A 23225-nucleotide genomic window follows, 5' to 3' on the forward strand; every position below is an offset into this window, starting at 1 on the left:
ACAATCTTCAACACGCCGGACGGCAGAGATCGTAATGACAAGATTTCCGTCGCTGGAATGCATGCGGCTCATCCCATGCTTGATTGCATTCTCGACAATGGGCTGCAATGACATTTTGAGCGATTCCTGCTTGAGGCATTCCGGTTCAACCGACAATCGGAGATCAAGTCTTCCATCATAACGGATGTTCATGACGGATACATAATGCAGGACCTGCTGAATCTCATCCTTGAGCATCACGTGGTCCCGCTTCCATTCCATCGAATAGCGCATCATACCACCTAGCGAGGTCATTATATCCGATATTAGGTATTGCCCCTCAATCTCCGCCAGCATCTTAACGTTCTCTAGTGTATTGAATAGGAAGTGGGAATCGATCTGGTTTTTCAGCGCCCGAAGCTCAGCCTCTTTGCCGGCCGCCTGCCTAGCCGCCTGCTCTTGAATGAGCTCGTTAATCTTCAGAATGAGCTTGCGGTAATGCAAGCCCAGCTCTCCTACCTCATCGGTACCGGTAATCAGCGGCAGCTCGACGTCGAAGTTACCACTTCTTACCTGTTTCATCGATTCTCTTAACGTCTTAAGCCTGCTCAAAATTATCGCCTGCAGCGAGTAAGACAGCAGTACAAGAAATGCCGCTAGTAACGAAATGAGTACAATATAACGAATTCTCCAATGGTGAATGCCTTTCATCGTCTCCGTAAGACTAACCATATTGACCAGATGTACATCGATCGATGGAATGTAGCTCTGAATCGCCAAATAAGACTGCTCGTTAACCTTGAACTGTAGCGTCTCGTAGCCTATGTTACTCGTCAGCTTCACACTGTTTATCAATTGCTCCGAACTATGCTGCTCGAACACGGGTGAAGCCTTCAGGCTGAATACCAGTCCGCTCCTTGCCACTACGATCAGCTGAGAGTTCGTGTCCTGCACACTGCTGAATGTCCGAGAGAAGAAATCCGACAGTCTCATCGATATTTCTAGAATCCCGTTATGTGTTGAATTGTCCGCATATTTGAATTCCCGCAAGTACGTCATAACGGGTTCATTCGGCGATGGTTCGGATGGCGCACCGGTGAGGACGGCGTTCTCCTGTATCTCCCACCAGGACATACCGCTCTGCTTCATCACCTCATCATGCCAAGGCTTGTCCTGAATGCGTGATTCCTTGAGAATGACTGGCCAAATCTCATTCACATAAGGGTTGTCCGTGAACAACCGGACATTCGCAATTCGAGGATTGTTGAACAGAAAATATTGAAAGCTGTTGACCACATCATTCTTAATATGAAGAACACGCGCTGTATCCTGTCGTTGTTGTATTTGCAGAAAATTATTCATTTCCCGATTGGATAATGCAAGCTGACCGGTCCATCCCATCAACTCCATGTTATTCTCAATGTTCGTCTTCTCGACTGCCAGCGCATTCTCGCTGTTCTTCGTCAATTCTTTCATCGCCTTGGCGGACTCTTCATTGAGCGTATACCAGGAGAACAGAACAACCGGTATGAAAATAACGATCACAAATGACAGAATCAGTTTGACTTGAAGTGAAAGTTTGAACGTATATGCACGTATTCCCAATAACCAACGTCTTGCTTCGAATCCCATCTCCTGCTCACATCCTGCTGCTTCCTCTATTGGACTATTGATTGAGCGACGACTTCAGCTTCTGTACATTTCGTTCATAGGCTGCTTGTCGGCTAGCTACGATGGCTGCATACTCGGAATCCGCTGTAAGCCTGTTCTTGAACTCGGTGAACAGTTGATCGAATTCAGCATCCGACTTGGACATCAGTAGCTTCGGCAGCGTCTCAGCCCAGATCCTTTCGTTCTGGCCTTCAGCAATCCCTTCCTTCGTCGTCGGATCCGGATCCAGATTGTCGAACTCGGTCATGCTGATCGTCTTGCCCCTCGTCCAATTGGCAATTTGTTTGGCAGGCTCAGCATCCATCCCCGTCATCCATGCTAGATTCATGTTCGTATCCATTAGCATCCAGTACATATAAGAACCGCCATATTTGCTATCGAAAGCTTTGCGGTTGGTGTTGAGCAGATGCATGACCTCCGGCAGGAACTGATCTTTGCCATCTATCGTATCGTAAGTAACGCCCTTCTCTCCTAAGTACAGATCCTTGTTCCCCTCTTCGCTGAGCAAATAGCTGAGGAAAGCAATTGCCCGCTTCTTATCCTTGACATTCTTCGAGATGAGTGTCACCGTCCAACCGGAGACGCCATTTCCTGCAAGTGTCGGCGCATCATGCGCGTCATTCGCCGGACCATCAATTGCGATATACACCTTATTCGGATCCTTCTGATACAACGCTTGGTTAATCTCTGAAAAATCAGACCATTGATACAGCATAGCAAAATAGCGCCCTTGCGATATTTTTTCATCTTTTTCCAATCGTTTTTCATCAATATAAACATCTGTCGGCATCAGCCCGTCCTCATTTGCTTGGCGAAACATCTTCAGCCATTTCAAATAGGTTGGATCGGTTCGACGGTCGTACAGTTTGCCGTTTTTCTGCTGCGGAATTGCTAGGAAGTTCTGAAGATACGCATCCAGCGAATAGTTGCCGGTTTCCGTAAATTCATGCAGGCCGATCGGAATGAGCGGCTGGCCGTCCACTTCCGGAAACTTCTCCTTCGCAGCCTTCAGCGCGCCGAGAAACCCTTCCGGCGTACTCATATCCGGCTTCCCAAGTGCTTCATACATGTCTTTTCGAACAACAAAGGTCTGATTAGAAGTAAAAAGATGACCATATTTTTGATAATCCGCAGGAGAGGAAGAAGCATTCGGGTAGCCATACACATTACCGTTATCCTGTGTATACCAGCTAAGCTTCGCGGGGTCAGCGACTTTAAAAAAATAAGGATCATACTGATCCGCTAGCTCATTCAATGGAAGTACCAGATCTCCTTTGATCATCTTCTGCACAGCATCCTCGTACCAGCCTAGCGTGATGAAGTCAGGAAGCGATTTTGCTGCCATCATTGTGTTAAGCTTCTCGCTGGCGTCGCCAGCAGGCACGATAAAGTTCAAACTGACGCCCGTCTTCTTCGTTATATAATCGGAAACAACGTTGCCGCCCCACTTGCTGTTGAACCAATCGAAATTGATATACCAGTCAAATGTAATCGGTGTCGTGTCCAGCTTCCAGGCAGGCTTATCCAGAGAAGGCTTCGTTTGAGAAGCATCTGCTTCCATATGATGGGTGTTGGAGTTCGTATGATCTTGGGCACTGCCATTTCTCGATGTGCCGGTGTTTTCATCACAAGCTGCTAACGTCCAACACATCATCATAGATAGCAACAGCATTGCTGATTTACGCATTTTATCCATTCATAATGCTCCTTCGTCTATGTAGGTTGGCGAACTTAATGCCCTTTTAATGCAAAAAAATAAAAAAAACACTGCCAGTCCCCCCGCCGACAATTACCGTTTTTTTTACTCATGATTCATCCTCGCTGAAGAAAACTTGAATGAGTCGCCTCACTCTGTCGTCAGCAATAGTGTAATTGACTTCGAGTCCTTTGCGTTCAGTTTTGACAATGCCGAAGTTACGAAGTTTTTGCAAATGTTGAGACACTGTCGATTGTGGAAGATGCAAATATTCCTGCATGAAAGCAACGTTACAATAACCTCTTAGAATAAGTCCTTTTACGATACACAAACGTACCGGGTGAGCTAACGCCTTCAAAATGTCCGAGGTCTCCTGAAATTGTTCGAAATTATTGTACATGGGGAATCACCATCACTTTACCAAACCAAGATATCGTAATATTACGATATTGCATTTGAAAAGGCAATAAATAACAATCTGGAGTGATTTAAATGGAACAAATAGGGATATTTCAAGTGAAAATTATGACCGTTTTCCCGAATTTCCCTATATAAACTTCCCGATTCCTAGGTAGGGATTACTCTAGTGGCAAGGAATTCCTGTTTGTTATGATTATTTCAGGAAATGAAATGGAGGCTGAGGAGGATGACGGTTGAAAAGGTAACTAGATGGCTGGGTTTCCTTTGTTTATTGGCAGGCATTATTCGAATGGGGATGACGCCTTCGTCACTCATTTGGGGCGATGACAGCGCGCCGGAGGTGATTTGCGGTTATATCGCTTGTATCTTGATGAGCGTTTGTTCCATCGCGCTTTATTTGGCGCAGTCTCGGGAAACCGGGGTACTGGGGTTCATCACGGCACTGCTTATCATGATCGGGAACTTAATGATCGCATCGAATTTTTATGGATTATTTGCTTATGGTTTTTATGCCAAAGAAGGAACTTTCGCCAATTTGACGAACGCCGTTTCCGGTATGGGATTGCTGTTGGGAACAATCCTGCTCGCGATACTCACTTTTCGCGCCAACGTATTTCCGCGTTGGATGATTGCGCTGTTCGCCCTCATGATTCTTTCATTCGGACTCCCCGGGCTCGAGAAGTGGTTCGCCTTGTTTTGGGGAGCTGTATATGTAGCCATGGGCTATATGGTTTGGAAGGAAAAATACGTTGTCAAATCTTCGACTCATTCCAATGCAGCACCTTATAAAACGATTTAAAACCAATAAAAAGGAGAGATCGATAATCATGTCTACTTCATACAAAAAGTTAATTCGGAAGTCTGTTATTGCACTTATGATCGCCGGCTGCTTGCCGTTTGGCAGCTATGCATCCGCGTTCGGGGAAACCTCGCCTGCCGGAGTTCAGATTAAGGAATTCAGCTTGCTGGATACGGCTTCCGACGTTGTCGGCGCTGCGGACTTTACGCCGGAGGGCAACAAGGACGGCCACTTCAAGCTGCTCCTGAACCTGGCGCAAAAGACGGTCATCAATGCGGTCGTCTTGCGTTCGACCGACGATTACGGCAAAGATAATCAACAAGGCGTCTGGAGAACGAACCACGCCACCACCGGCTGGCTTCTCGGCATCGTGCAGGATAAAGTCGTATCGACAGCAAACGGCACCACCCATGAAAGCGAAGTCGTCAACCCGGGATTTCGCAAAGATGTGAAGGAGCCGGTCGGCGAGTTCGAAGGGCAGCTTACACTCGACTTATATGCCAGCAACAACGGCACGATCAAAGAAACACAGTACTATGTGCTGGAAATCGAGACGCCGCAGGGTACGGTCGTATCCAAACCGATCAAATACATGAAACCGATGATATCGGATGGAACAACTGCTCCGTCAACAACACCGGCTCCGAGTCCGAGTCCGAATCCTGCGCCTACGCCGAGTCCAACGCCTTCACCGACTCCTGCTCCGACCCCGACTCCGACTCCGGCTCCCGTTCCTGCTCCGGAGCAAGGCTCGAAGGATATTACGATCCATGTGTTTTTCAACGGAAACGAGCTTCAATTTGATAACGCGCAGCCTATCGTAAAAGACGGCCGCACCCTAGTTCCGTTCCGCAAACTGTTTGAAACCCTCGGTTTTACTGTGCAATGGGTGGATAATGGAAGCCTCCGGAAGGCGATCGGAACGAAGAACGGTCTCTCGATTGAATTAACGATCGACAGCAAGAATGCGATCGTAAACGGCAGCAATGTCGCCCTTGACGTTCCTGCCCAGATCATTGACGGCAGCACCATGGTACCTTTGCGCTTTGTGTCGGAGAACAGCGGCTACCAAGTCGACTTCTCCAGCAGCGGCAGCGTTTGGAATATAAAGATCGAGGGCGCCGGAAATACCCCGAATCCCGAAACGAGTCCGACACCGACTCCTGTGCCAGCACCGGTTCCCACTCCGGAACCGACACCAACGCCAACGCCGACGCCTGCACCTTTACCTACACCCGTACCTGTACCCGTTCCGTCTGCAGGGGAAGTTGAACCGTACGTCGTAAAGGGCTACTTGCTTAACGGGCTGGGTGACCCGATACCGGATGTAATCATAAATGCGGATAACTTATTGCTTTACGATAGCAACATGCAAGCCGTAACCGACGAGAACGGATTTTATCGGATTGAATTGGCTCAAGTTCCTGCTACCTGGCGCATGAATACGAGATTCTCACTCGACTATAACGGCAAGACGCTCGATATATGGTTACCGGCCGACGGCGATAAACCGTTCGCCGGGAGCACAGGAGCCATTCGTAATTTTACTTTGAAGGATATTGTAGGAAAAATTGAAATCCATCCCGATTTCTGGTCTTTTCCCGACAGCATGCCGCAATTCGATACGACCGATGTGGAAATTACGCTCACACCAGTCGGACCGTTGTTTGATGGAAGTGCAGGCCAAACGATAACGAGACGCGCAGCAGCACTCGAAACAGGCGGTCATGGACTGGATAAAATCCCGCTCGGCCGTTACAAAATGTCGGCCAGATGGATGCCGGAGGGACACGAGCCAATGCCTATGCTGGTAAAAGTCACAGGCACAAACAAATTTGCTCAGTCTGTCGAATTCGATTTTAATAACACACCGGGTGGTGGCTCCACCATCTTCGTCAACGCCATTGACGTCAAGCTTGAAAGTTCGACTAATAACTAGAACCAAGCACTGTGCAGTTCCAAAAGTAGCCCATACAATCCTGGGAACACATAGAAGGAAGTTAGGGTCGACTAGAAATTTAGAAAGCCTCCACTGTCACGGCAATCGTGAAGGTGGGGGCTTCTTTCATCCCTCCGTTAGAGTTGAACGAAAAAAATATCTCCATGCCTAAACCAATCAAGGATGATCCTTTATTAACGAAAACAAGAACGATGGAAGATTAATACATTTTAACTTTAGGCAAGTGCCGTGTTCAATTAAGTTGCACCACAATAGACTGTTGGTGTGTCTTAACCAATTCCAATAAAAAAATCATGAATAAGGGAGAGAATTTAATGTCTAAAGAATTCCATTTGACCACAGGTCGAAGAGTTCCCTTGAAAACGCAAAGAAGGATTAGAAGTATTTCCCCCGGATTAATTGGAAGAGTTGTTGTAGTTCGAACATTGTTTAATACTTTTACAGGTTGTTTATTAAGCGTGGGGCCAAGGTTTATTCGCTTACGGATCTTTAGCGGTATTGATAGAATATTTATTACGATTCGCATTCCAATTGGTATCATTATCGACATTTTCCGTTTCCCATGCTCATGACTACTCAATAACTACAATACAAAAAAGTCTGCTCAGAAGTTCAAGTGGGCAGACTTTTGCTTATACTCGACCTACCGCTGCGCCTTATTAAACTCATGATAGCTTCAGCGCCAGCTTTGGAACGGATGCCTATGCAGAGTTCCTTGGTTCACTTGCTGTACACCCTCTTGCTCCGCCACTTTAATAAGCTGCTTCATGTAGCTTAATACCTCTTCGATATCCAATCAGTCGTTTATATGTCAGCTCCTTCACACACTTGCTTCGTTATTACGACCTCCGAAACTCATAACCACCTTTCCCACGTTCCTCGATAGAGCAAGTTCGTAAGCCTGGTTAAATTCCCAAAAGGGAATGATTGTAGAGACAACAGGATCAATATGGAAGTCACTTCTTCTCAAATACTCCATTGCCTTTTCGAAGTCTTCAGGTACGTTATAAATGATCGATCCATGTAAAGTAATTTCACTCCTTACCAAATGTGTAATAGGTAATGTTGCTTCCGGAATCATCCCGATCATGACAAGGTCTCCGCCAGGAGCTGTAATCTGAGCTGCCAATTCAATGGCTTTCCTTGATCCGGCTGCCTCCACAACGACCTCATACTTTTCATCCCCAACCTCATCCGGGTGGATCACTCTAAAACTGCCCAGGCTTCGTATCAAGTCGAATTTTTCCATATTTATATCCATAGCTGTAACGTTGGCATCCAAATGATTGGCAAGTGCTGCTGCCAGCATTCCCTCGTTGCCGCAGCCGATAATGGCCACCTTCGTGTCTTTGCCAATATGAACTTTCTTGAACGCATGCACAATGACGGCAAAGGGCTCAATCAGCACAGCACGTCTATCCGATAAATCGTCCGGTACCGGGAGAACATATTTCGAGGAAATAACGAATTCCTCGGAAAAACCTCCGTTCATGTTCACTCCCAGCGATTTTTTTTCTTTACAAATATTCGTTTTTCCGCTTAAGCATAATCTACATTCGCCACAATACGTATTCGGCTGGACGACTACCCTTGTACCTACACGGTACGGTGATTGTTCACCCGCCTCTATCACATGACCCAGCAATTCATGTCCCGGACGCAACGGATAGGCTGCATGACCAAGCTTACCTTGGTACACAAGCAGGTCGGAGCCACAAATCCCTCCATAGAGCAATTTAATCTTTACTTCATTAGGATCATGAATCGAAATTGATTCGGACACACGAATCTCCATCTTATTCGGCTGATTCAAAAATAACTCGATCACGGTATTCCCCTCCTCAGTATGACAAGCGTCTGAAGCCGTCTTGAGCATGCCAACTCAAGTAACCGCCCGTTTTCCTTTACCAGCCTCCATCTAAATCGACTGCAATACCAAATACAAAATAGGAGCTACGAGGATTAGCATTCCTGAGTTAAACAGCCAGCTTGAATTAGCCAAATCGGTATCCAGTTTATAGAGCTGCGGCGGGACCAATGAGGTGAAGGCCGGTGGCATGGCTGACAAAATCAGCATGACTTTAAGCACCATGTTGTCATGTATTTGGCCGATGCCAAGCACATAACCTAACGCCGTAATAATGAGCGGGACTGCCACAAATTTCACCAGCGAAATCGAGTAGCATTCTTTGATATAGCTCCGAAGCGCCGTGAAATTTATATTGAAGCCTATGGGAATGACAATCAAAAATGTGGATAGCGGCACCATATACGAGATCATGGTCCCATAAATAGCCGGTCTCTCCATCCCGGACATATTCAACAAGCAGCCCCATACAATGGCCAAAGAAGATATAAGAATGAACGGATTGCTTGTCAAATACCGCAGCGGTGATTTGTCCCCTTCGATCCGCTCTTTATCTCCAAACGATTTGGCGATCGGGAAGCCCACGGAATAGTACAGGAATTCCTCCAGCAGGCGAAATAAGGCTATGTAAGGCAAGCTATTTTCGCCGATGAACACAAAGCAAAAAAAGGTGCCGAAGTTGCCCATATTCGTAAATGAACCTGAAACAAACATAGAACCTGTCTTGGCGCGGTCCAGCTTCTGAAATTTGGATACCCCGACGGCCAGTAGACCGCCGATGACTAAAGTGAGAACGCCAAGCACAGGAAGCTCAATAAGCTTCAAGCTATCCAGCTTAACTGTCCAAAAAGCCCCGGTAATAATAAAAGGGCTCACGATGAGGAGCACCCACTGAATCGTCTTTTTTAAAAATAGATCGAGCGGTGCGGAACCGAAGATTACTTTGTTCTCCCATAGTCTTCTCAGCATTTTACCAAAAAGCAGGCCAATGACAAGGATGCCTAACGGGACCAAGAGCTTCTCCATGCGTCTGACTCCTTTGCTTTCTAATGAAAAGAGGAGGTGCATCAAAATATCGAGCCCTCCTTCCACTATGTCAAATATATCGTTTTAAATAATTCAAATCATTCGCTATACTCCCGAACTTATCCTCCCGCTCCCCATCACTCTCAACAATGGCATATTTCACATAGCCCAGCTGTTTGATCGTTGTATACACATCTTCGAAATCGAAACTGCCTGTACCCAGATCCACAAACAATTCAGGCCGTCTATATTTCATATGCACATCTTGATAGGTCAGCTCTTTATCGGCTTCGGTTAATTCATCGAAAATATGAAGAGGATGGTTGATATGCTTCTTCAAGTCCCTCTGATGAATCAGATCACAGCGCTCCCCCAGCCACTTCAGGACAGCGACAGGATCGCTTCCTCCTCGGATAACCCAAGCTAGATCTAGCTCGACCTTCAGGTTGGATGGCTCCGTATTCTCGACCAATAGATGGAACAGTGTTGTGTCATTTACCTTTTTAAATTCAAGCGCGTGGTTGTGTATATATAATTGGATGCCTTTTTTCCGGCATTTGCTTCCGAGCTTATTCAGCTGCTCCGCTGTTGCTAAGGTATCTTGAATCGTGTCGATACGTAGAATCGGCATAACAATCCGGTTAATGCCAAGCTCAATGTTGTAATTTATGATATAATCCCAATCCATTTCGTTCAACTTAACCCCCGGCCTTATCCCTTCATGCGCAGCAATCGGGTTCAAGCCTAGCTCGGCAAGCTTCTTCTTCAAAACGGGCAATGGAATTGAATCGCTAAATCGGTCACCATACTTATTGGTTGCTATTAACTCGACGTTTCTGTAACCACACGCTGCTACCCGCTCCAAGGTTTTCAAATAGTCCTCATTTAAGGCTTCATTCACAGAAAATAAATTAATGCCTATTTCCATTCGTCATCGAACTCCTATCCTTCATATTAAGCTGTAGGCTTATTTCACGGCTCCACCGGTCAATCCGGTTACGATTTTTTCCTGGGCGAGGAAATAGACGAGAAGGATCGGCAGGCTTGCCATCGTCAAAGCCGCCATTAAGGCCGGAACATTAACGGTCAGCTCGCCGTAAAACTTTTGCATCCCGAGCGGAAGCGTCATATGTTCAGGGCTGTTAATGAGTACCAGGGCAAAAATAAACTCAGTCCAGATATGGATAAAATTATAGATGACAATCGTCGCTATAGCGGGAGTCAGCATGGGAAGAATGATACTCCAGAAAATACGGCCATGCGAACAGCCGTCGATTTCTGCCGCTTCCTCCACTTCTCGGGGCAGCTCAGACATAAACTGCGTTAAGATGAATATGGAAATCGGCAGCCCAAAACCGATATACGGCCCCACGAGCGCCATTAAGGAATCGTAGCTGCCCATATCTTTCGTCAATTTAAAAATCGGAATTAATGTGGAGTGAATCGGCAGCATCATCCCTGCCACAAATAGCATGAAAAGCGGCTTGCTCAATTTAAAACGCATACGGCTTATCGGAAAGCTCGCCCAGGCGGCTAACAACACGATCAATAACACGGACAATGCCGTAATATAGACGCTGTTCATAAAATAGCCGGTGAGACCCATCTTAAACGCAAGCAAATAATTGTCAAAGTTTATGGGTGTAAAGAGGGAAAACGGATCTGTGAAGAACATCTCTTGCGTTTTGAATGACGTCATAACCATATACAAGAAAGGGTAACCGGTAAAGCCTAGCAGGATGACGGCAAAGATATATAACGGCACGGATTTGAGAGCGCGAATCGCCATCAGTTGGCCCCCTTCTTTTTCCGGTTGAATTCTACGTATTGAATGATGCCGCCTGCCAAAAAGGCGAGTAGGAACATCATGAACGCAATTGCACTTGCGTAACCCATATTAAAATTGATAAAGGCCTGCTTATACATGTAAATGCCTAATATTTCCGTTGCATTATTGGGCCCTCCGCCCGTCATGATATAGAAAATATCAAATGCTTTTAAAGAGCCTACCACAGCTAGAATCGAAGAGCTCACAATCGTCGGAACAAGCATCGGGAAAGTGATGTGAGTAAACCGTGCCCATGTTCCTGCCCCATCGATCGAAGCAGCCTCGTACAGATCCTCTGAAATGCCGACCATCGCCGCTTTGAACAAGATCATGTAGAATGGTGCGTACTGCCATACGGTGACCAGTAGAATGGATGCCATTGCCGTTTTTCCTTCACTCAGCCAAGCCACATTCTCCATGCCGAAGAGTCCAATCAGCTTGTTGATGGAGCCATTTAACGGATCAAACATGAATATCCAAAGCATGCCGATCGCTACGGTCGACATGAGAAAAGGCATAAAGTAGACCGTTTGGAAGAAGCGCAGTCCCCGAATGGACGAAAAAAGCAGTAACGCCATCAACAGCCCTAACGGGATTTGAATAAATACGGAGGAAAATACAACCTTAAGGTTATTCAGGAGTGAGGTCCAGAATTCCGTTTCAGAAAAGAGCCGGGCATAATTGGTAAAACCGACATAGGTTTTATCGGCACCGCCCTTCCAGTCAAAAAGGCTGTAATAAAAAGTGCCGTAGATCGGGTATAAGATGTAGATGAGGTAAACAAGAAACGCTGGTGCAACGAACCACATGATGGTCATTCTCTTGGACCAGACCTTTTTCTTAGCCGTGGCGATACGAGGCTTGCTATCGACAGAAGACGCAATCGTAGTTTCCATGATTCTCACATCCTTCTTTTTTAGAAATAAGGGGGGATTATGCATCCCCCCTTATTGTGCCGATGAATTTATTTGAGCATTTGCTTGGCCTTCTCTTCCATCTTCTTGGCCGCCTCTTCAGGCGTGATCGACAATCCGAACAACCCTTGCGTTGTATCCTTGTGCAGCTCGCCTAGGTCCGGCGGCAGCGTCTGGTCATAAGGCCAGAAGATCGATTTCGCTTGCTTGACCTGCTCGGCGATTCGCTTGGCGTATTCATCCTTATAATTCACACCGTTCACCGCTACGACGCTTCCCGTACGATCCGAGTAAGCCTGCGCCGTTTCCACACTGGATAATTCCTTCACCAATTCGATCGCCAGCTCCGGATTTTTCGATTTCTTGGAGACGGACCATACCGGCGCTGTGGCGCCTTGTAAACTGGAAACATCTCCTTTACCGCCCTGAATCGAAGGGAATGGGAAGAAGTCCAGCTTTTTCTCGAAATCCGGCTTCTCCTGACGTACATTGTTAACAATGGAATTGGACATCAGCATCATCGCCGCTTGACCCGTATAGAGAAGCTGGCGGCCTGCACCGGCGTCGTAAGGAACACCGTTAAACCCTTTGTTGAAGGCATCCCGCTTGACAAGGTCCTGAATGTATTGGCCCGCCTTCACATAGCCCTGGTCGTCAAACCCTCTTCCTTTACGCGCTAGAGCACTGTTGAACAAATCAGACCCTTCCAGGCGGTCGGCAAAATACATGAGGTAGTAAGCTCCCGGCCATTTAGACTGATTCGTTAAGGCAAGGGGGATCACTTTATTTTGCTTCAGCGTATCGATCGCCTTCGTAAACTCGTCCCAGGTCGCTGGGGCTTTGATTCCGTTCTTTTCAAAGATCTCCTTATTGTACCAGAACTCGGCGATACTCAATCCAAGCGGCAAGCCGTACGTCTTACCGCCAAAGGTCGCATTGTCAAGCGCAACCGGGCTGAAATTTTTGGCTTCGAACTTCCCGGTAATGTCCAGAACGTTTCCTTGATCTACGAATTCCTTCAGCCAGCCTCCGCCCCAGGAATGGAAGACGTCAGGCGGATTCCCTCCGGACATGGCTACGGCAAACTTTTGCTTATAGGTGTCATTAGGCGTTTGCAGCGACTTGACTTCTACATCGGGATGCTTCTTTTTAAATCGTTCAACCGCTTCCAAATATACTTTCTCTTTATCACCCGGATCAATGTACCAAAACTCTAACGTTTTCTTTTCGCCGGATTGCCCTGTGCCAGCCGTTTTGGCTTCGGCCGGTTTGTCTTGCTTGACTGTGGCTGTTTGCGAGCTCCCGCACGCTGCCAAAAACATCATAGATAAAACGGTGATTGATGCTGCTGCCTTCTTCATAGCCAACCTCCCCAAGAGTTTGATCTCGTAAGCCATTCCTTCTGTAATTGAGTTTTGAGCTTGTTTCCTCAGTTTTAATTTTACGGATATTTCCAGCTTCACTGAAGGGGAGAATTTTCGTTTTCAGGGTAGGAAAATTTCGCCTGCTCCCGGTATTCCGAGGGAGTTTGCCCGTAATGCTTGCGAAATAGCTGTCCAAAATATTTGACATCCTCATATCCTACTGACCGCGATATATCGCTGATTTTGACGGACGGATCCTTCAGTATTTCTCTGGCGCATTCCAGCTTCTGTTTGATTAAAAAATCGCTAAAGTTGCTGCCGGTCTCCTTTTTAAAAACCTCGCTAAGATGGCCGGGATGAAGATGCACGTGGCGGGCGGCTTGGACTAAGGTCAGCTTCTGGCTGCCTATATTCGCCCTTACATAAGCGGCGACCCGTTCCACATAACCAGACGGCCCCTTGGACAGGCTCTGGCGGTAAACACTCATCACGGCATGCAGGTACTGCTGAAGCGAATCGCGAATCGCGGTCTCACCGTTCTGCTCTTCCCATGAGGTGAAATCGGAAATCCGCGCCTGGCCTGCTTCCGATTGGCTTACTACCCGCTCAAGCCAACGAAAACCGGAAATCGCCAGCGATTGGATATACGATGATAACGAATCATATGTAGCATCGGGATGCACCAGATATTGCGAAATGCACAAGCCTATCCACTGGTTAAGCCGCAGCGTATCGCCCGACAGCAGCAGCTGAGTCAGCTCAGACTCCTCTTCACGGGAGCAGAGCTGTCTCCAGCCTTTGCGTGCCTTGATCTGCTCATAACTCCAGATCCTTTCCTGCGTGTACATCACCCAAAACTTCGATGCCTGTACAGCGTTTCTGTACGATACATGCAGCTCGTCCCCACTGTTTACCGGAGTGCCTAAGGCACAATAAAGAGTGCATTTCAGCAAATGTTCGATTTTGGAAGCTAGTGACCGGTATCGCCCTTCCACTCGCCAGCTCTCCTCGACCCTTAATAAAACGGCCAGCATGGTGCTCATATGCACCGCCTCACAAGGAATCATCTCGCGCAGCATATTATCGACCGCAAATTGCAGCAGCTGTCTGTTGCTGTCTTTATCTCCCCACCCTGTCGCTCTGATCAAAAGCACCTGAAGCGGTGCCTCTTTCGGCTTTAAGTGCGGAAAATAATCAGTAAGCAGATGACTTTCGCCGCTTTTGCCCTCCGTCAACATTTTTTCAAGCCACCGTTTACTTATTTCTTTATCTTTTTGAAGCGCTTGACTCTGTGTCGCCCACTTATCGCGAATGCGCTGTACGGCGCGCAGCACAGCCTGAATAATATCAGCCGGCCTGCTTGATTTTAGCAAATAATCGCTCACATCGTTCCGAATCGCTTGTTGCATATATTCAAAGTCATCATAGCCTGTCAGCATGATGATCTCTACATTAGGCAATAGCAGCTTCGCTTCTTTAGCCATCGTCAATCCGTCTTTTCCGAACATGCGGATGTCCGACAGAATCAGGTCCGGCTTTTCCGCCGGCATCCGCTCCAAAGCCTCCTCGGCAGACTCGGCAGGCGGCAGTAAGGTAAACCCGAGCTGCTTCCAGTCGATAACCTTAGATAGACCTTCAAGAATAATAATTTCATCATCAACGATCATTATTTTCATGTCTATTCTCCTTTACCGGAATGATGAACGACACTTGGGTCCCCATCTCCTCCTGGCTTTCAATTGTTAACTCAGCGGAAGGCCCGTAATGAAGCTGAAGCCGCTCATTCACGTTGCGCAACCCATAACTTCCGAACGGGACGCTTGTTTCTTGATCCATCGGCTGCTGCATCGTGGCGATCAACTTGTCGAGTGCAGGCTGCGGCATGCCGACGCCATTGTCCATGACGGAAAAGCGAATGCCTCTGTCTTCTTTAACAGCGCTGACATAAATAGTCCCTTTCCGCTTTTTGGATTGCATGCCGTGAATCATCGCATTTTCCACCAAGGGCTGCAGCAGGAGCTTCAGCATAGGAAGATCCTCAATCCGATGGTCAATGTCGAACTCCAAATCGAACCTGTTCGGAAAACGGATAGCTTGAATGACCGAATAATTTTTGACATGCATGATTTCTTGCCTCACTGGGCAATAGTCGTTCCCTTTATTTAAGCTGAACCGGAAAAAATCGCTGAGCGCCCCGACCATTTCGGCGATCCGGTTCTCATTGCTGATCAGTGCGATCCAATGAATAGACGAAAGGGTATTGTACAAAAAGTGGGGGTTGATTTGCGACTGCAGCGCACGGATATCCGCTTCTTTTTTACGGCTTTCCATCTTGATTAGCCGATCCTTCAACTTTTTGATATGCTCCCCTAACTGATTGTAGCTGCCGACAAGCTGACCAATCTCGTCCGGGGATTCGAACTGATACAGCGGTATGGGCTCGTTCGGATCAATTCGTACAAGCAGCCGGCGCAACACTTTTAATGGTTTTGTGACATGGCGAATGAAAAACAAATTCAAACCAAATGTTAATAAGATCGCCAAGCTCACTATGCTCCCCGTCAGCAGCCAGATGTAACGGTATTCCTCCGTATAGAGCTCGTACGGTACGAGTCCGACCAGCGTCCAATTGAGATCTGGGATATGCTGATAAAGAACTGTCTGTTTATTGTCTCCCCCGACATAGGTAAACGTGCCGTGAGTTTTCCCCCAGGTTGCCGGTTCGGAACCGGGGAAGAGCGCTTCCCATTGCCGGGAGATCCAGTTTTGCCGGTTCCCGGACAGGATGGTGCCTTCCGGGCCGAGCAGCACCAAGTCACCTTCCCCCACGCCGAAATTGGGTTTATCGAAATATCCGGACAGCTCTTGCACATTGATACTGATGCTGATAAAGCCTAACGGCTCGAAGTTATTCGTGCTCTTAACAGCTCGTAAAAAGGAGAACGTATATTCAGGCCCATTCGTCGAATTGGCCAAATAAAGAGTCGTCCATTTTTTACCGCTTATATTCCAATCCTCGATAACCTTGGACAGATCGGAGGCGTATACATTTTGCGTATGCAGCGGCATCGTTTTGTTCTTCGAATAAATCGAAATATTGGAAATATAAGCCTTGGATTGAATGAGATTCGTCGTCAATGTCAGAATGCGTTCACGTTCGGGAGAATCGAAATCGAAGTCGCTCATGTATTGCTGGACATCCTTATCCCCTGTCAGGAAGATCGAGATATCCTCGACATTCTGCGTGATAAAGCGGACATTCGCCTGAATGCGGCTGATGGCGTCCAACCCGGATTGCTTCGTTTTCTCCTCGCTAATGCGGGCCGAAGTGAAAAAAGAAAATGTCCCTAGTAAAAACAGCGGAATGGTTGTAGATAAAAGTATGAGGACGGTAAGCTTCACTTGCAGCGAACTGCTTATCAATCGTCGCATGGGTTCCTCCGTGTCGTTTTGCTCATCGTAATTTGCCAAGCACATTAGCTTGTGTATCCTGCAGCTTTTGAGCTATCGTCTCCGGATAGCCCCCCTTAAACAGCTCCTGAATGCCCTCATTGAGTGTATCTACTGCCGCGGTCGTCAACTGCGTTTCGTAGGCGGGCAGCAACTTCACCTTTTTCATAAGATCGTACAGCTCAATGAACAACGGGTGTGCAGCAGTACGGTCTACATCGATCCGATAGGTGACCAGCAAATGGCCGTTTAACATTTTCCTTTGCGCTTCAGGACTGGCCATCGTGTATATAAGCTTTAAGGCAGCCGCCCTGCGTTCCCCTTTCAGCTTGGCGTTTAACGCAAAGCCCTTGCCCACCACGCCGGAAGTCGCCATAGGTTCACCTTTGCCGTCCGGGATCGCAGGGAGCACGGTAATGTGGGTCGATTCCAGTACATCCTTGGGCGCTTCTGCAATTAATTTGCTGACGGCCCAGCCCCCTTCAATAAACATTGCCGCCTGCTTGTGAACATACATTTGTTCCATCTGGTTACTGTCAATGAAGCTGAAATTGTCCTGGAACGCTTTGGCGTGAGCCAGCTGCTGCATTCTGGCAAGTGCATCTATGAACGGCCTGTCGGTAAATCGCGCCCCGCTCTGCTTCATGACATCCATGAACCAGCCGGTTCCCGTAACCCGATCGGCAAGTGTGCTGAAAATACTCGAAGGGGCGGCCGAGGTCGATTTGTTGCCGAGGGCAATCGGAATGACTCCATGCTTATTGAATATGTTGATCGCATACATCAGTTCTTCCCACGTTTGCGGGACAGGAACTTGATATTGATCAAATATGGCTTGATTGTAAAACACAAGCGATGTAGGAGATAGGGTCATCGGCACGGAATATTTCTCATCCTCTACCGTGAAGGAATCGAATGCTCGCGGTTCAAATCCCTCTGCCCACGTTAAATTTGCTTTCAGAAAGTCGTCGATGGGTTGAATAAGCCCGCCTCTAACGAATTCCCGTGTCATGGAATCGGGTCCGATCAGGAAAACGTCCGGAAGCTCGTCCGCCGCAGCCATCGTCTTGAGTCTCGACTGGTACGTGTCCGGAATCACGCTTTGCAAGCGCAGCTCGATTTGCGGATTGTCCTTTTGGAACTGGGAAAGCAGCCCTCTCATGATATCCGAGGTTGAATCCTGCGCAGCCCAATCGTGCCAGACGGTTAGCGTTATTTTTTTCGGTTCGGCGTCTGATTGCGCGGACGAATCGGGTGGGGCTGTTGGTGTACAACCTGAAATGAGATAACAGATGAAGAGCGAAACGAATATTTTCCAGCTGCCTGATAAAAAAATGTATCTCATGTACCCTATTCTTCCTTTCGTTTCTAATTTATAGAAAATATCTTATCATATTTTCATAGATGACGGAGCGTCGAAACAGGTATGCCATTGAGTCCTGCCTCATCTAGCACGTAAAAGAAAGAAGAACCCGGCCTCCGGCCAGGTTCCTTTAATTTTTCGACGACATGGACATGCAAGCCGAAGGCTAGCATCATCTGTGGTGCTTATCCGCGGTCTGGGAAGCGGCCGTTGGCGGGTTAACAGCGGCCACTTTACTTCCTTTTCCAATAATGAACGCCCCAGTCAGGCCCGCTAAGCCTGCGATTAGAAACACAGCGGCAAACGAGATTTGGTCCGCTAACCAGCTGCTGACAATCGTAAGGATAGAGCTCGTGCACAAGGTGATCATCGCGTTGACACTTATGCCCATCGGTAGACGCTCCCTCGGGAGCTGCTCAAGAATAAGAATACCACTGCTTAAGTTGTACCCAATAACGCATAAATTCGACAGTGCAAATGCGATGTATACCGTCCATAGGCTCGGGGTCAACACGATCAACAAACTCCCTATTCCACCTGCCGCTGATGACAGGATAAGAACACGTCGATGCCCGACGCGATCAGCCATGATCCCGAACAGGAAGCTGCCAGCAATATTAGACAGTCCCGTAATAGCCGTAAACCAAGCAATGACCGTGCTGTCCGCCCCAAACATCCTTACTGCATAGAACGCATAATATGCCAGCCCCACCTGCGCCGCCACAGTGAATGAGAAGCCAATCACCGTGCGCTGATAGGCCTTAAATTCTCTGAACATCGCAGGTATAGCCTTGAAATATTGAAAATAATTAAAATCAACTTTCTTCACGGCATCCGGCTCCATCTCTTTCATCATGGCAAACGTCAGCACGTCGAGCAGCAGCAAAAGAACACCGATGAAGAAAACTAAAGTGTAATTATAAGGATACTGAATATGGCTTAAAATGGAACCGCATAGCGCAGCTGATCCAAGCGCCAGCAGGCTACCCGTGCCGCTGCTAAATCCACGCATCCGACCGCGCGTGTGCTCTGTGACAAATTTAGCAAAAAGACTCATGTAAAACGGCCCATACGATCCGACAAACAGATTGAACACAGCCCAGCATACGAGGAAAATCAGGACCATCAGCCGCGGATGCGAATCTGCTACGAAAGGTATCGTTAGGGTGAATAGGAGGAAAAAAATTCTTTGTATGAACAAAATTCTTACGAACACCTTCGCCTTGTGAGTCAAATTCATCACTCTCTTAGCGAAAAACGGTTGGCTGACGAATGAGCCGATCGAGACCAAGGCATTAACCAATCCGACCTCAAACGTATTTGCCCCCAAATTGGCTAAGAAGTACGTAATGACGGTATTGACGGATAAGAATGTCATGGCATTCATAAACAGAACGGTGTCTAAAAACAAAAAAACATAATTTCTGCGATAGTGGTTCATAGCCGTTTCTCCCCTTCGACGCCGGATGCCGGCTGAATAGGATTATGCCGACCACTTTTATTATAGAATCAAATGCCTCATCAAGTAAGGGCTTACAAGATAAATATTGCCAATCTGATACCTTGTTGCGGAAAAATTAAGTATAGAAACTGTAATAAGCTTAAAAAGAGCAGCTTCTGCACATGTCACTGCTCTTCTCTATCTTGATGACCTTTTACCCAGGCGAAAGTTAAGATTAATTAATACGACGACTAGTCTATACACCAATATATATTTATCTTCAATGAATACGATAATCCAAAGAATTATCCAGTGATTTGGAAGGTGGTAATTCATTTGCGGATTTTAATTATTGCCCCAGAGCAAATCCCAGTCCCTCCACCTGTAGGAGGATCTGTCGAGCACTGTATTTTTCAAATTGCAAAAAAATATCATCGAAGCATTCCGTGACGATTGTAAGTCGTTGGCGCTCCGGTTTCCCAAAGAAAAGTATTCACGGGCATATTACTATCATTCGTGTCCCAGGTACGACCAAAAAAGCATACTTAAACAACGTGCTGCAGTACATCAGATACCACCGTTATGATGTGATTCAGATCGATAATCGTCCTCGCTTTATCCCTGTCGTTCGAAGAACGTTCCCTCACTCCAAAATCTCCCTATTTCTTCACTCCACAACATTCATCTCGCCTCCAATGACCTCCGTCCAGCAGGCTGCTTCCGATCTCAAATATGCAAACTTGATTATTGGGAACAGTCGTTCTTTGCGTAGTTATTTAATAAAGACATTCCCAGCGCAAAGTCACAAAGTGCGATTTGTTCATCTTGGCGTTGACTTGCATGCCTTTCGCCCTCGTAAACTGCGGAAAGCAAAAGACCACTCGTTCGTTATCCTATTTGCCGGGCGACTGATACCTCGCAAAGGAATTCCCGTCTTAATGAAAGCGGTCAAAATCGCAAGAAAAACTGCGCCCCATGCCAAGCTTTCTATTGCCGGTGGTACTGCTGACCCGAGCTATAGGCTGCATCTAAGAAGCCTTGCCTCCAAGTTAAAAATTCCTGTAACCTTTAAAGGATACGTTTCTCGCCGCAACATGCCAAGGTTCTATAATTCCGGTGATTGCTTTGTATGGGTCTCAACGTCATGAGGCTTTCGGTCTAGTAAATGTTGAAGCCATGGCTTCCGGCACGCCAGTGGTCGCATCTCGCAATGGCGGTATACCGGAAATTATTCAACATCAGCGAAATGGACTATTAGTAACGAAGTATACGAGCCCCTCTGCCTTTGCAAAACAAATCTTGATTATTGCTCGTCATAAGAAAATAGCTAAAAAACTTGCCAGACAAGCTCGCATAGATGTAAAAAAATGATTCAGTTGGCGTGCGACGGCAAAGCAGTTGAGGGGATTTTATGTTTCAAAACGTTGAAAAGTCTCCCCAAGATCGAGCAAGACATACTGCTCGATCTTTTTCATAGCTGAAAATAGTATTATCTTTTAAGTAGCATTTCGATTAATTGATACCAATCTGGGAATTCATTATCATCACTTTTCTTATCTGGTTCTTCATGGTCCTTAGATTCTTCTAAGAAGTCCAATTCGTTATAATCCCCATCCATTTTTTGACCTTTCGATGGTTTCTTTTTTTTCACAGGCAAAGATTTCTTGCTCATCTTCCTTAACCTCCTATCTCCTACACTTATCATTAGTTGACACGACGATCTTCTAAAAAAAGAACACCCCTAGGTACCCTGAGGCCACTGAAAAAGTCCTTCGTATGATAAAGACACACCCTGCTCAAGTTTTTGTGAGGATGGTGTGTCTTTTCTCTGTATAATTAAGGTATTAAACCAAGTAGGTGAAAAAATGATTCAAAAACAACAATCTATGACTTTTAGCCCTTATTTGGAACTTTATAACTTGGTGGTACCGAAAGACAATATGTTACGGCAAATCAACGAACTAGTTGACTTCTCTTTTGTATATGAAGAACTGAAGGAACGTTACTGTCTAGACAACGGCCGAAATGCGATCGACCCCATCCGAATGTTCAAGTACTTGCTATTGAAGGCCATTTTTGAACTGTCCGACAACGACATCGTCGAACGTTCGAAGTACGACATGTCGTTTAAATATTTTCTTGATATGGCACCTGAAGATCCAGTGATTGACGCTAGTTCCTTAACCAAGTTTCGGACGCTGCGACTGAAAGACTCGAATTTACTTGACATGCTCGTGGGTAAAACAGTTGAAATTGCATTGGAGAAGGGCATTATTAAAAGCAAAGCCATCATTGTCGATGCTACTCATACCAAAGCCCGTTACAACCAAAAATCCCCGCGGGAAATCTTGCTGGATCGTTCACGCAAGTTAAGAAGAGCGGTCTATAAAGCTGATGAGTCGCTGAAAGCCAAGTTCCCAGTTAAGAATACCAGTAATGTACTTGAAGACGAGATCGACTATTGTCAAAAACTCATAGCTGTTCTTGAAGCTGAAGGTGGTATTTGCGAATTACCAAAAATTAAAGAACCATTGAATTTCTTGAAAGAAACAGTTGCCGATGACCTGCAACAATTACGGATTTCAGAAGATCAGGATGCAAAGGTCGGTCACAAAAGCGCGGACTCTTCGTTCTTTGGCTATAAGACCCATCTTGCCATGACCGAGGAACGAATCATAACAGCTGCCATTGTCACGACGGGTGAAAAGAATGATGGAAAGCAACTGCAATTACTCATCGAAAAAAGCAAGGCAACAGGCATGGAAATCAAGTCCGTCATCGGAGATACAGCTTACTCTGAAAAAGACAATATCGTTTATGCGAAAACCAATAATATTGAACTTATTGCAAAACTAAATCCGCTTATTACACAAGGGGCGCGTAAGAAAGAAGATGAATTTCAATTTAATAAAGATGCAGGCATGTATGTGTGCAAGGCTGGCCATATGGCGACTCAGAAGGCACGGACAGGGAAAAAGGGAGTAAACGATAACCAAAAGAATACCTACTACTTCAATATAGAAGTGTGTAAGAGGTGCCCGTTCAAAGAGGGATGCTACACCGAAGGAGCAAAAAGCAAGACCTACTCGGTGAGTATTAAGTCTAGCGAGCATACTGAACACATCGCCTTTCAGGAAAGTGAGTACTTCAAAGAAAAGGCGAAGGAACGCTACAAAATAGAGGCGAAGAACAGTGAACTAAAACATAGACACGGATATGACGTTGCGTCATCTTCGGGTCTGGTTGGCATGGAGTTACAGGGGGCGATGACGATATTTACCGTTAACTTAAAGAGAATATTGAAACTGATGAAGTGAGCAACCAGCTATAAAGGCTTTCCTAGACAGTAAAAGACGGCCCCAATACCCAAAAACTGGGAATTATGGTCGTCTTTTATTTTATGTTCTTCAGTTGTTCCGTAAAAATCACAAGTTTTTCAGTGGCCTC

At 46.5% G+C, this 23225-nt stretch carries 17 protein-coding genes and 1 pseudogene; 4 read left to right on the top strand and 14 right to left on the bottom strand.

What is annotated here, in order from left to right; all coding sequences use genetic code 11:
* From O9139_RS14170 to O9139_RS14180, 3 genes are all read right to left on the bottom strand, one after another.
* Positions 1 to 1611, bottom strand: a 1611-nt coding sequence (locus O9139_RS14170; protein ID WP_270880141.1) for a sensor histidine kinase, incomplete at its 3' end; no start/stop codon positions are given.
* Between the two features lie 34 nt (positions 1612 to 1645).
* Positions 1646 to 3346, bottom strand: a complete 1701-nt coding sequence (locus O9139_RS14175; protein ID WP_270880142.1) for a type 2 periplasmic-binding domain-containing protein — start codon at positions 3344 to 3346, stop codon at positions 1646 to 1648.
* A gap of 109 nt (positions 3347 to 3455) precedes the next feature.
* Complete coding sequence (locus O9139_RS14180) at positions 3456 to 3746, bottom strand: ArsR/SmtB family transcription factor (RefSeq protein ID WP_270880143.1); 291 nt, start codon at positions 3744 to 3746, stop codon at positions 3456 to 3458.
* 246 nt (positions 3747 to 3992) lie between these two features.
* Here O9139_RS14180 and O9139_RS14185 point away from each other — a divergent pair, with 246 nt between their 5' ends.
* Both O9139_RS14185 and O9139_RS14190 read left to right on the top strand, forming a co-directional pair.
* The gene (locus O9139_RS14185; RefSeq protein WP_270880144.1) at positions 3993 to 4565 is read left to right on the top strand and encodes a hypothetical protein; all 573 of its coding nucleotides are present in this window, start codon (positions 3993 to 3995) and stop codon (positions 4563 to 4565) included.
* 28 nt (positions 4566 to 4593) lie between these two features.
* Positions 4594 to 6504, top strand: coding sequence for a stalk domain-containing protein (locus O9139_RS14190; RefSeq protein WP_270880145.1), 1911 nt, complete (start codon positions 4594 to 4596; stop codon positions 6502 to 6504).
* A gap of 841 nt (positions 6505 to 7345) precedes the next feature.
* Here the strand turns inward: O9139_RS14190 and O9139_RS14195 are convergent.
* The 10 genes from O9139_RS14195 to O9139_RS14240 all read right to left on the bottom strand — a co-directional run bounded on the left by O9139_RS14195 (position 7346) and on the right by O9139_RS14240 (position 19778).
* A complete protein-coding gene (locus O9139_RS14195; protein ID WP_270880146.1) occupies positions 7346 to 8353 on the bottom strand; it encodes a zinc-dependent alcohol dehydrogenase in 1008 nt (335 codons plus the stop codon).
* A gap of 90 nt (positions 8354 to 8443) precedes the next feature.
* The gene (locus tag O9139_RS14200) at positions 8444 to 9418 is read right to left on the bottom strand and encodes an AEC family transporter (protein WP_270880147.1); all 975 of its coding nucleotides are present in this window, start codon (positions 9416 to 9418) and stop codon (positions 8444 to 8446) included.
* 70 nt (positions 9419 to 9488) lie between these two features.
* Positions 9489 to 10346 (bottom strand): sugar phosphate isomerase/epimerase family protein, encoded by an 858-nt coding sequence (locus O9139_RS14205; protein WP_270880148.1) that lies wholly within the window; start codon positions 10344 to 10346, stop codon positions 9489 to 9491.
* Positions 10347 to 10385: 39 nt separating this feature from the next.
* Complete coding sequence (locus O9139_RS14210) at positions 10386 to 11207, bottom strand: carbohydrate ABC transporter permease (protein WP_270880149.1); 822 nt, start codon at positions 11205 to 11207, stop codon at positions 10386 to 10388.
* Complete coding sequence (locus O9139_RS14215; RefSeq protein ID WP_270880150.1) at positions 11207 to 12142, bottom strand: carbohydrate ABC transporter permease; 936 nt, start codon at positions 12140 to 12142, stop codon at positions 11207 to 11209. The genes O9139_RS14210 and O9139_RS14215 overlap by 1 nt, the downstream gene beginning before the upstream one ends.
* Positions 12143 to 12210: 68 nt before the next feature.
* Positions 12211 to 13521, bottom strand: coding sequence for an extracellular solute-binding protein (locus tag O9139_RS14220; RefSeq protein ID WP_270880151.1), 1311 nt, complete (start codon positions 13519 to 13521; stop codon positions 12211 to 12213).
* Positions 13522 to 13619: 98 nt separating this feature from the next.
* The gene (locus O9139_RS14225) at positions 13620 to 15200 is read right to left on the bottom strand and encodes a response regulator (RefSeq protein ID WP_270880152.1); all 1581 of its coding nucleotides are present in this window, start codon (positions 15198 to 15200) and stop codon (positions 13620 to 13622) included.
* On the bottom strand, positions 15181 to 16956 hold the full coding sequence (locus tag O9139_RS14230; RefSeq protein ID WP_270880153.1) for a cache domain-containing sensor histidine kinase: 1776 nt from the start codon (positions 16954 to 16956) through the stop codon (positions 15181 to 15183). Before O9139_RS14230 ends, O9139_RS14225 begins: the two co-directional genes overlap by 20 nt.
* 22 nt (positions 16957 to 16978) lie before the next feature.
* Positions 16979 to 18319 (bottom strand): extracellular solute-binding protein, encoded by a 1341-nt coding sequence (locus O9139_RS14235; protein WP_270880154.1) that lies wholly within the window; start codon positions 18317 to 18319, stop codon positions 16979 to 16981.
* 190 nt (positions 18320 to 18509) lie between these two features.
* On the bottom strand, positions 18510 to 19778 hold the full coding sequence (locus tag O9139_RS14240; RefSeq protein WP_270880155.1) for an MFS transporter: 1269 nt from the start codon (positions 19776 to 19778) through the stop codon (positions 18510 to 18512).
* 446 nt (positions 19779 to 20224) lie between these two features.
* On the opposite strand from O9139_RS14240, the pseudogene O9139_RS33520 reads away from it, so the two are divergent.
* Positions 20225 to 21149: pseudogene (locus tag O9139_RS33520) on the top strand (glycosyltransferase family 4 protein).
* Between the two features lie 118 nt (positions 21150 to 21267).
* On the opposite strand, the gene O9139_RS14250 reads toward O9139_RS33520, so the two are convergent.
* A complete protein-coding gene (locus O9139_RS14250; RefSeq protein WP_270880157.1) occupies positions 21268 to 21450 on the bottom strand; it encodes a hypothetical protein in 183 nt (60 codons plus the stop codon).
* 193 nt (positions 21451 to 21643) lie between these two features.
* Between O9139_RS14250 and O9139_RS14255 the strand changes: the two genes are divergently transcribed.
* Positions 21644 to 23095 (top strand): IS1182 family transposase, encoded by a 1452-nt coding sequence (locus tag O9139_RS14255; RefSeq protein ID WP_270877866.1) that lies wholly within the window; start codon positions 21644 to 21646, stop codon positions 23093 to 23095.
* The last annotated feature ends 130 nt before the right edge of the window (positions 23096 to 23225 follow it).

Source organism: Paenibacillus aestuarii (assembly GCF_027789125.1).
GTDB classification, from domain to species: Bacteria; Bacillota; Bacilli; order Paenibacillales; family NBRC-103111; genus Paenibacillus_E; species Paenibacillus_E aestuarii.